We start from the raw sequence: 9,687 nt of genomic DNA, 5'->3' as shown, positions 1-9,687 counted from the left end.
GCGAGCAGGCGGCCCATTTCTTACGCAAGACCTAGACGTTCGAAAATCATATCGACATTTTTCAAATGATAGTTGTAATCGAAGCAGTCAGCGATTTGTTCAGGTGTTAAACGTGACGTGATTTTTTCTTCTGCTTCTACTAATGAACGAAACGGCACTTGCTTCTCCCACGCTTCCATTGCCTTTGGCTGAACCGTGTCATATGCCTCTTCACGTGCCATGCCTGTATCGATTAATGCAAGAAGAACGCGCTGTGAGTAAATTAAGCCAAGTGTGCGGTCCATGTTGCGTTTCATGTTCTCTGGGAAGACCGTCAAGTTTTTCACGATGTTTGAGAAACGGTTGAGCATATAGTTCAGTGCAATCGTAGCATCTGGTAAAATGATGCGCTCAGCAGATGAATGAGAAATATCACGCTCGTGCCAAAGCGGTACATTTTCATAAGCTGTCAGCATATATCCACGGATCACGCGGGCAATCCCAGTCATATTCTCAGAACCGATTGGGTTACGCTTATGCGGCATCGCTGATGATCCTTTTTGTCCTTTTGCAAAGAACTCTTCTACTTCACGTGTTTCACTCTTTTGTAGACCACGAATTTCAACAGCAAATTTCTCAATGCTCGTTGCCACTAAAGCAAGAGTAGCCATGTAATCTGCATGGCGGTCACGCTGCAAGGTTTGGGTTGAAATTGGTGCAGCTTTGATGCCAAGTTTCTCACATACATATTGCTCAACAAACGGGTCGATGTTCGCATATGTGCCAACAGCTCCAGAGATTTTGCCGTATTCAATGCCAGCTTTTGCTTGTTTAAAACGTTCTAGGTTACGCTTCATTTCTTCGTACCAAAGACCAAGCTTCAGGCCAAATGTTGTCGGTTCAGCGTGTACACCGTGTGTACGGCCCATCATGACGGTATATTTGTGCTCTTTTGCTTTTTCTTTTAGTATGTCAACAAATCTCTCAATGTCCTTGAGCAAGATATCATTCGCCTGTTTTAATAGATATGAAAGCGCCGTATCCACTACGTCTGTCGATGTTAATCCGTAATGAACCCACTTTCTTTCTTCTCCTAGAGATTCAGATACAGCACGCGTAAAGGCAACCACGTCGTGGCGCGTGTCTTGTTCAATCTCCAGAATACGTCCAATATCAAAGCTTGCATTTTTGCGCATTGTCACAACGTCTTCTTTCGGAATGACGCCAAGCTCTGCCCAAGCTTCACAAGCGAGAATTTCTACTTCAAGCCATGCATTAAATTTGTTTTCCTCTGTCCAGATTGCTGACATTTCTGGTCGTGCGTAACGTTCGATCATTTCCCGTTTCCTCCATCTCTTTCAGTCCATATCTTTGTGATGTTTGTCATCCATTCATCATCGAGCTGTTTCATAAACGTCATATGCCCCATTTTGCGGCCGGCTTTTACTTCATGCTTTCCATATAGATAAAGCTTCGCTTCTTTGAGAAGCTCAGGATGCTCTTTTGGAATGTCCACTTCATCGCCTAATAAATTCACCATCATTCCCTCTGATAAAAGGGCTGTACCGCCAAGCGGCAGACCACATATAGCGCGGACGTGCTGTTCAAACTGACTTGTCTCACATAAATCGAGCGTATAATGGCCAGAATTATGCGGGCGTGGTGCCAGTTCATTGACGAGCAGCTTTCCGTCATTTGTCAGGAACAGTTCTACAGCAAGAGTACCAACCAGCCCCAGCTTTTCAGCCAGTGTTGTTGCCAGTTCTTTCGCCTTCTCCTGAATGCGGTTCTCTACCCTTGCAGGCACAATGCTTTGGAACAAAATATTATGCTTATGAATGTTCTCAGCGACTGGGAATACTGCGATCTCTCCATGAACAGAACGAGTGACGATCACCGAAAGCTCCATTTGGAATGGAACCCAGCTTTCTAAAATACATGTTCCATGTGTGAGCAGTGCAGCTGCTTCCGGAAGCTGTCCTTTTTCTTTGATGACGTACTGTCCTTTTCCGTCGTAGCCGCCTCTGCATGTTTTCAGCACGGCTGGCAAACCGAGCGCGTTCACGGCATCTTCCAGCTCTTTTTCTTCATGAATGATGCGGTAAGGTGCTACTTCACAGCCTGCGTCTACAATCCCTTTTTTCTCGGTCTCACGATTTTGAGTTAAAAGGAGAAGGTCGCTTCCTTGTGGTAAATAGGCTTCTTCCTTCAGCTGATTCAGTGCATCATAATCAATATTTTCAAACTCATAAGTCACCACATCGCTGATTTCTGCCAGCTTTCGAATCGCTTCAAGGTCACTATATGCGGCTGTGATTTCTGTATCGGCAACCTGTCCGCAAGGAGATTGTGTGACCGGGTCTAGAACTGCTGCCCGGTACCCCATTTGCTTTGCGCTGACAGCCATATATCTGCCAAGCTGTCCGCCGCCAATAATTCCGATGGTTGCGTTTGGAAAAATGGTCTGCTTAGCCAAGCTGATCACTGCTTTCTAGTACAGTCTGTTTTGTCTGCTCTCTTCTTTCTTCAAGGCGAGCTGCGATTGTTTCATCAAATGCTGAAATCATTTGTGCGGCAAGAAGGCCTGCATTTGTTGCACCGGCTTTGCCAATTGCTACTGTAGCAACTGGGACACCGCCTGGCATTTGAACGATGGATAATAAGGAATCCAGACCGTTTAGTGCTTTTGATTGTACAGGCACACCAATGACCGGCAGTGTCGTTTTTGCTGCGACCATTCCCGGTAAATGTGCTGCGCCTCCAGCACCGGCAATGATGACCTTTAGTCCTTTACCTCTTGCTTCAGTCGCATATTCAAACATCAAGTCAGGTGTCCGGTGTGCGGATACTACCTGTTTTTCATACGGAATGTTTAATTCCTCTAAGATGTCGCACGCATTTTTCATTGTTTCCCAATCAGATGTACTTCCCATGATGACACCTACAAGCGGCTTCATTTTGTCCCCACCTTTAAGCTGATATTCGATTTTGTATCGTTTGACACGCTTCCCAAACCTAAGCAGCTTGTCAAACGCCGAACAAAAAGGCCCGATTTGCATTGCATTGTTAGGAAGCAACACAAACCGGGCCATGGTAAGCGCTGTTCGCTTTTGAATTGCCATGTCAGTTTTGTTCACTATCCTGCATAGTCCAGTCATTTACGGTAACTGGGTAGAAACTTATGGGCCATATTCCCAAGATTATATGAGGCTCGTGTTTTGATTTCATGTTTATCTTAACAACGGATGTTCATGATGTCAACGGATTTATCGAACAATCTATGAAGTCGTCGTTTTAATGTTCGGATTTAGACTATTTTTCCTTCAAATACGATTTTTTTCCCAATCGGAATGATCTGAATCGACCCATTTTCCTTCTTTTCTTGAAAAATTGGCTCCTCCATTCGTCTGACAGGCGAGTAGCCTTCCGCCGCCATCTGGGACAACACTTGATCAATCGTCATGTTGTCTTCCACATAGAATTTTTTCTTCTTTGGTTTTGCGGTCATTCTTTAATTCTCCTTTTCTTCACAGCCTTCACCCAGAAGCCGCCGTGAATCGATTTGGGCTCATATGAAATGATAAACGCTTTTGAATCCAGCGTCTTAATCGTTTCATATAATTGCAGTTCATATTTTCTCGGTGTTAAAATTTGCAATGCTGTCCGGTCTCCTTCAAGACCGCCTGCTACCCAGCTGGTGACACCATATCCTTTTTCTCTCAATTGTCTTGGGAGATCGACATCCAATTCTTTTGTGATCACGTTAACAGTTGTGTAGCCAAGTGCCAGCTTCTCTTCAATTTTCATCCCGACAATGATCCCCATTCCATAACCTAGGGCATACGCAATGACATTTTGTATTTGATCTAAGTTATCTAGAACGATACTTAACCCAATGACATAAATGAGCATTTCGATCGTACCCGCAAAAGCAGCTGCGTACCGTCTGCCTTTCATTGTTAAAATCAAACGCATGGTGGAAAAAGAAACATAGACAATATTAATCACTAAAATGATTAAAACCATGGTGAACGCATTGGATAAAAGTTGTTGAAGCACGATTCGAACCCCCTGCACTAAAAAATCAAATAAAGCACCCCATATTCTACTAGAGAACATACCTTGATACAATCAAATTTACGCGATCAAAACACATATATCTTTCGACAACAAGGGTGGTGTTTGTTACCAAGAGTTTACCCGTTTTTTTCTCTTCTCAACATGAAAACCCCCTTTTTCAAAAAAGGAGGTTTTCATGTGTGTTTTATCCAAATCGAACAGGAACAAGTGATGGAATCAAATACTCCCCGACTATGCCCCAGAGCAGCGCGATGATGACAAGCTCAACCAATAAAAAGACCCAGCCCGCATACATCAAATCTCCACGTTCGGCATCATGCTCCGATTGAATCGAGCGAAAGAGCACGACCGCAATCAACTGAAGGCCGACAAACATCATCACGGATAATATGACGGTCACATATGGAATATTCAGCATGGCAAATACAAGCCAAAGGATGGATAAAACCAACACCGGCACAAGCGCAGCACCAAACTTCATGATCACTTCTTTCAGTGATATGTTTCCTTTTAGCATGTATTTTCCGAGCAGCCAGACAGTGAGCATCATCAATGTCAACACAATGAGTGTAAAGACTGCAACCCTCAAAAAGGCGTCACCAAAAGAATAATGAATGCCAAAGCCTAATAAACGGGTTTTTGACGCCTTTAATTGAACATAGTTGCCTAAAGCAAAAAACACACTGAATAACACAATCGAGATCCAGGCGTACTTCATACGCAATGTTTCCGCTTGATTGATGGCCTTGCTCGGTGATTTTAACATTGCCAGTCCATATGAACCATAACGCTTAAACGCGCCTCCTGCACCTTGCAGCATACGCTGGATGGTTGAACGCTCATCATCCGCTGATTTTGAGATTCTTCCACGTTTTGCAGCGCTGCGGCTGAGGCGGGATTGCCTTGTTTCTTGATCTATTGATGACTCTTCATTTTTCTTTTCAGATGTCCTCTGATCTTGATCTTTCTCTAACATCTCATATCAACTCCTATCCAATCCTTACAGGCTCAAGTAAATGAACTGTTCGGATGACTCCTCTTAAGGTAGCGGAGTCTCTCTATTCAGTCAAGATTCCTTGACGTTCATACGAATAGACGGATAAAAGGCAGCAGAGGTTTTAAAACGGAGAGAAAATAAGACAAAACAAAAAAGCTGACGGCCTCCATCAGCTTTTTAACACCTTGCAATCCTTCATGAACGATAGTGACTCCGCTTTCCTTGCTGAACTCGGAGATTCTCCTGATGAGCGGGGAACCGAGTCTTTTTGGTCGTATCGACCTGTGTAATATGTCCATTATGAATGGTGATGACCACTGATCCATAGTCGATCCCTTTTAAGGCAGATAAAATATAATTCAGCTTTTGTTCATCCATCGCTCATCCCCCTATTTTTGTTTTCGTTCTTTTAAATAGAGAACCTCATTTTCCAGCTCATGAATCGTGTAATGCATGAGCGCTTCCTGCTTTTCTTCATGCCCCCATAAAAGGAGCTTTTGAATCAGCACCTGCTTTTTTCGTTCAATCACCTGTCTAAGCCAGCGTGACAAAAGACATCTCCTCCCCTTTTGAATGTATGCAAGAAAAAAAGGCACCCTGAAACCTTCTATTAAAAAAGGAAATCAAAGCGCCTTTGGTGATCCAATCAGCGAATTATGTCTTTTTATCATAAACACATAATTCCTATAAGTCAACTATGTTTTGATTTTTTTAACAAAAAAACAGCAGCCCCATGAGCTGCTGTTTCAGATGTTCAATTAATGATTTAAGAAAGCGAAATATAGAATAAAGATGACAAACAATCCGTACATGATTGGATGCACTTCTTTGGCTTTCCCTTTAAAGATCATCGTAATCGGGTAGAAAATAAAGCCAACCGCAATCCCTGTTGCAATACTGTATGTCAGTGGCATCATAATCATCGTTAAGAACGCTGGTACCGCAATTTCAAAACGATCCCATGCAATCTTTGCAAGCGGAGCGACCATCAGTGCACCGACAATAATTAAAGCAGGTGCTGTCACATTCGATGTAACGATGGATAAAAGTGGTGAGAAGAACATCGCAAGCAAGAAGAAAATGCCTGTGACGACCGCTGCAAAACCAGAACGTGCACCAGCAGCAACACCTGAGCTAGATTCAACATAAGATGTCGTTGTAGATGTACCAAGAACAGAACCTACAACAATAGAAGAAGAATCCGCTAGCAGTGCTCTTCCTGCACGAGGCAGTTCATTATTTTTCATTAAACCAGCCTGTGTTGCCACAGCCACAAGTGTACCAGCTGTATCAAAGAACCCAACGAATAGGAACGTCAAAATCACGACAAGCATTTGGATGGAGAAAATTTCTGGCAAGTGAATCAAGGCTTGACCAAAGGTTGGAGACAAGCTTGGAATACTTCCCACAATTTGAGATGGTACTGGCACAAGACCAAAGATCATCCCAGCAATAGCTGTCACAAGCATCCCAATGAAGACACCTGCATTCACTCGAAGAACCATTAAAATGACCGTCACAACGATACCAAACACCGTTAACAAGACAGGACCGCTATGAATGTTCCCAATCGAAACGAGCGTATTATCATTATTGGCGATAATGCCAGAACCTTGAAGACCGACAAACGTAATGAACAAACCAATACCTGCACCAACAGCAAGTTTCAGCTCAGCCGGAATGGCATTGATGATTTTTTCACGGAAACCTGTTAAAGAAAGGGCAACGAAAATCAATCCTGAAACAAACACACCTGAAAGTGCTGCTTCCCATTTAATGCCCATGCCAAGCACAACCGAAAAGGCGAAGAACGCATTCAGACCCATACCTGGTGCAATCGCAATCGGATACCTGGCGATCAATCCCATCAGGATACACCCTGCAGCAGAAGCTAACGCCGTTGCTGTAAAGACAGCGCCCTGATCAATACGTAATTTATCTGGAAAATCCGGTACCGACACTAATGCAAGTGTGATCGGATTAACAAACAGAATGTAAGCCATCGACAAAAATGTGGTTAAACCACCGATGATTTCTCTGCGGTAATTCGTTCCTAACTCATCAAACTGAAAAAACTGTTTCAAGCCAACTGACTCCCTTCATGTCCTTTTGCTTTAGCCTGCCCCATTCACTAGTCAAATAAAAAACGCCCCAACAATTTTGGGACGCTTGACTACATATGTGAATTCAGACTGTGACATAAAACAAGAACAATGCATGATTTATATCAAACGAGTGTGAATTGACGTAGTCAAGCCATTTACGGTAGCTTGGTAGAAACTTGCGGGCCATATCCCCGCGATTATACGACTTCTATCTATTTGATTTCTGTGTCTATTGTACCAACTTCATTTTTAAAACACAATATGAAAAGCGAACATTTTTCAAAGAAATGTCCGCTTCATTCGTCTTATTACACGAATTTGGAAATTCACATCTAGTTCTTTATACACCTTTCCCCAAAACCTTCTCTTTTGGCAAATACTGTTTCGGCTACACGGAAAAACTCTTTCACTGCCGGAGAAGCTTGGGTGAGAGAAGGACAGGCGAGCGCAACCTCACGATGATGAGAGACATTCAGCTTACGAATATGCACAAGCTGCTGCGTTTTTAAAAATAACTCAGGGCCTATTGTGACGCCAAGTCCTTCCCCGACCATACGGGCAATGGTCGTACAATCATGAACTTCAAATAAAACAGCTGGCTTCATTTGCGCCTCCGAAAAAATATCCTCTACATGTGATTGATACATGCCAGTCGGCATAATAAATGGTTCATCCGCCAAATCTGTTATATCTACAATGGGCTGCTGTTCATATCGATGATTTGGGTGATAGGCGACCACCATTTCATCTTTCATAAGCGGCAGTAAATCAAAGGCTTCATCCGCATGGCCTTTCACAACAAACCCAACATCAATGATGCCAGAATCCAGCCACTCCAATATTTCTTCATACGTTCCCTCATAAAATTTGAATTCGATTTTCGGATGTTTTTTCTGATAGCTCACAAGCAGCTTAGGCAATAAACAGGCAGAGGCACTGGCAAATGTGCCGATCCGAATCAAACCTGTTTCAATATTTTTCGTTAACGCAATTTCTTGCTGGATTTTCTCCACTCTATTTAACACTTCTCTAATATGCGGGAGAAGCGTTTGTCCAATGTCCGTCAGCATAATGCCCTTTTTTCGGTCGCGAATGAATAAAGACACACCCCACTCTGACTCTAAATTCGCCACTGCATGACTCACAGCTGACTGCGTCATATTTAATGCTTCAGCTGCTGCTGTAAAACTGCCAAGCTCCACCACTTTTGCGATAATATCAAAACGAACAAAGCTCATGAGTATTTACTCATCTCCTTCATGAAAAACATCAATTTTACTTATGTTAGCATGGAATTTAAACTAAAGACAACGTATCAACATGAAGGAAGGGTTCAAAATGAAAAACACATCTCATCAGCTATTGATTGTTCTTTTAGCTGTCGGTTCATTTGTCACAGGCACGTCAGAATTCGTCGTGTCAGGCATTCTAGATATCATTGCTGTCGATTTACACATCTCCATTCCTGCTGCCGGACAGCTCATCACCGTCTATTCTCTTTTTTATGCAGTAGGCGCTCTCTTTTTAGTCATGGCAACGTCGAAACTGAACCGAAAAAAGGTTTTGTTAGCGGCTATTTTTGTGTTTATTTTAGGCAATTTGCTCGCCTTTTTTAGCCATCATTTTGTGCTGCTCCTGCTATCTCGCGTCATCATGGCCATGAGCGGCGGCTTATATATTGTCGTTGCCACGAATTATGCAGCGCAGATCGCCCCGCCAGAAAAAAAGGGAAGTGCAATGGCGACGGTCATCACTGGATTCACCGTTTCACTCGTACTTGGTGTGCCGATTGGAACATTTCTATCAGGTCATGTGGATTGGCACTATATTTTTCTCATCATTGCACTAGGTACGGCTTGTCTCTTCATGCTTCTTTATCAATTGCTGCCACGCATAGAGGGACATTCTCATCTGCCATTAAAGCAGCAATTACACATCCTTCAAGACCGCAATGTGATCAGCGGCTTAGCAACGACGGTCTTTTGGATCTTAGGCTACACGATGGTCTTTGCTTATATCTCTCCATTATTAAGACAGACCGCCGGCTTTTCACTTGAAATGACAAGCATTGCCTTGCTCGTCTTAGGAATTTCTGCTTTTATTGGCTCACGTTTTGGCGGATTCGCCGTCGATCAATGGGGACCAAACCGAACCATCTCGATCAGCATCATGATCCAGATGTTCGCTCTCTTTACCTTATTTTTTACGCAATTCTCTACAATTACCGTCTTGATAACGCTTGCCATTTGGGGCATCGCCACATGGACAACAACACCAGCGAAGCAGTTTTATCTGATCTCCCTTAAACCCCATGCATCTGAAACCGTGCTGAGCTTTAATACAGCGATAATGAACATCGGCATGATGCTCGGATCGTCCATGGGCGGCGTGATTATTCAGTATACAAATGTAACGAATTTAAGTTGGATTGGTGGATTAGCTAGTTTTGTGGCGTTGATGTTGATTCGGTACTCGTTCAATCGTCATCGACTGGTAGAACAACAGACAAAAAGCGAACATGTGTAA

The 9,687-nt window shown here is 43.2% G+C and carries 11 protein-coding genes and 2 riboswitches; of the genes, 1 reads left to right on the top strand and 10 read right to left on the bottom strand.

Translation table 11 applies throughout. The annotated features are described in order from the left end of the window. Nucleotides 1-20: 20 nt before the first annotated feature. The 10 genes from purB to QR42_RS03190 all read right to left on the bottom strand — a co-directional run bounded on the left by purB (nucleotide 21) and on the right by QR42_RS03190 (nucleotide 8,399). Nucleotides 21-1,316, bottom strand: coding sequence for an adenylosuccinate lyase (gene purB, locus QR42_RS03230; protein WP_024426701.1), 1,296 nt, complete (start codon nucleotides 1,314-1,316; stop codon nucleotides 21-23). Further along, the gene (gene purK, locus QR42_RS03225; RefSeq protein ID WP_039176934.1) at nucleotides 1,313-2,455 is read right to left on the bottom strand and encodes a 5-(carboxyamino)imidazole ribonucleotide synthase; all 1,143 of its coding nucleotides are present in this window, start codon (nucleotides 2,453-2,455) and stop codon (nucleotides 1,313-1,315) included. The genes purB and purK overlap by 4 nt, the downstream gene beginning before the upstream one ends. Then, nucleotides 2,448-2,936, bottom strand: coding sequence for a 5-(carboxyamino)imidazole ribonucleotide mutase (gene purE / locus QR42_RS03220; protein WP_039183007.1), 489 nt, complete (start codon nucleotides 2,934-2,936; stop codon nucleotides 2,448-2,450). Before purE ends, purK begins: the two co-directional genes overlap by 8 nt. Before the next feature lie 169 nt (nucleotides 2,937-3,105). Further along, nucleotides 3,106-3,207, bottom strand: a riboswitch (purine riboswitch). Nucleotides 3,208-3,286: 79 nt separating this feature from the next. Continuing rightward, entirely contained in the window at nucleotides 3,287-3,487 is a 201-nt protein-coding gene (locus tag QR42_RS03215; RefSeq protein WP_012009137.1) for an NETI motif-containing protein, read from the bottom strand. Further along, nucleotides 3,484-4,038 carry a DUF2179 domain-containing protein gene (locus QR42_RS03210; RefSeq protein WP_024424505.1) on the bottom strand — a complete coding sequence of 185 codons (555 nt, stop codon included), beginning with the start codon at nucleotides 4,036-4,038 and terminating at the stop codon, nucleotides 3,484-3,486. Before QR42_RS03210 ends, QR42_RS03215 begins: the two co-directional genes overlap by 4 nt. Before the next feature lie 205 nt (nucleotides 4,039-4,243). Continuing rightward, nucleotides 4,244-5,035: a hypothetical protein gene (locus QR42_RS03205; protein ID WP_039176931.1), complete on the bottom strand. Its 792-nt coding sequence runs from the start codon at nucleotides 5,033-5,035 to the stop codon at nucleotides 4,244-4,246. Nucleotides 5,036-5,251: 216 nt separating this feature from the next. Further along, nucleotides 5,252-5,434 carry a YezD family protein gene (locus QR42_RS03200; protein ID WP_034282845.1) on the bottom strand — a complete coding sequence of 61 codons (183 nt, stop codon included), beginning with the start codon at nucleotides 5,432-5,434 and terminating at the stop codon, nucleotides 5,252-5,254. Between the two features lie 11 nt (nucleotides 5,435-5,445). Beyond that, a complete protein-coding gene (locus tag QR42_RS19395; RefSeq protein ID WP_166644707.1) occupies nucleotides 5,446-5,607 on the bottom strand; it encodes a hypothetical protein in 162 nt (53 codons plus the stop codon). 207 nt (nucleotides 5,608-5,814) lie between these two features. Continuing rightward, entirely contained in the window at nucleotides 5,815-7,140 is a 1,326-nt protein-coding gene (locus QR42_RS03195; RefSeq protein ID WP_034282847.1) for an NCS2 family permease, read from the bottom strand. A gap of 144 nt (nucleotides 7,141-7,284) precedes the next feature. Further along, nucleotides 7,285-7,386, bottom strand: a riboswitch (purine riboswitch). Between the two features lie 107 nt (nucleotides 7,387-7,493). Then, nucleotides 7,494-8,399 carry a LysR family transcriptional regulator gene (locus QR42_RS03190; RefSeq protein WP_039176929.1) on the bottom strand — a complete coding sequence of 302 codons (906 nt, stop codon included), beginning with the start codon at nucleotides 8,397-8,399 and terminating at the stop codon, nucleotides 7,494-7,496. Between the two features lie 100 nt (nucleotides 8,400-8,499). Between QR42_RS03190 and QR42_RS03185 the strand changes: the two genes are divergently transcribed. Continuing rightward, the gene (locus QR42_RS03185) at nucleotides 8,500-9,687 is read left to right on the top strand and encodes an MFS transporter (RefSeq protein WP_039176926.1); all 1,188 of its coding nucleotides are present in this window, start codon (nucleotides 8,500-8,502) and stop codon (nucleotides 9,685-9,687) included.

Source organism: Bacillus sp. WP8 (genome assembly GCF_000800825.1).
Taxonomy (GTDB): Bacteria; Bacillota; Bacilli; order Bacillales; family Bacillaceae; genus Bacillus; species Bacillus safensis.
Note: the sequence above shows the minus strand (reverse complement) of the source record. Positions and strands in the feature narration are given on the sequence as shown.

Excerpts from the sequence above, each read along its gene's own strand:
- purE (WP_039183007.1), bottom strand. The coding sequence starts at position 2,936 with ATGAAGCCGCTTGTAGGTGTCATCATGGGAAGTACATCTGATTGGGAA.
- QR42_RS03215 (WP_012009137.1), bottom strand. The coding sequence starts at position 3,487 with ATGACCGCAAAACCAAAGAAGAAAAAATTCTATGTGGAAGACAACATG.
- QR42_RS03185 (WP_039176926.1), top strand. The coding sequence starts at position 8,500 with ATGAAAAACACATCTCATCAGCTATTGATTGTTCTTTTAGCTGTCGGT.
- QR42_RS03190 (WP_039176929.1), bottom strand. The coding sequence starts at position 8,399 with ATGAGCTTTGTTCGTTTTGATATTATCGCAAAAGTGGTGGAGCTTGGC.
- QR42_RS03205 (WP_039176931.1), bottom strand. The coding sequence starts at position 5,035 with ATGTTAGAGAAAGATCAAGATCAGAGGACATCTGAAAAGAAAAATGAA.
- QR42_RS03200 (WP_034282845.1), bottom strand. The coding sequence starts at position 5,434 with ATGGATGAACAAAAGCTGAATTATATTTTATCTGCCTTAAAAGGGATC.
- purB (WP_024426701.1), bottom strand. The coding sequence starts at position 1,316 with ATGATCGAACGTTACGCACGACCAGAAATGTCAGCAATCTGGACAGAG.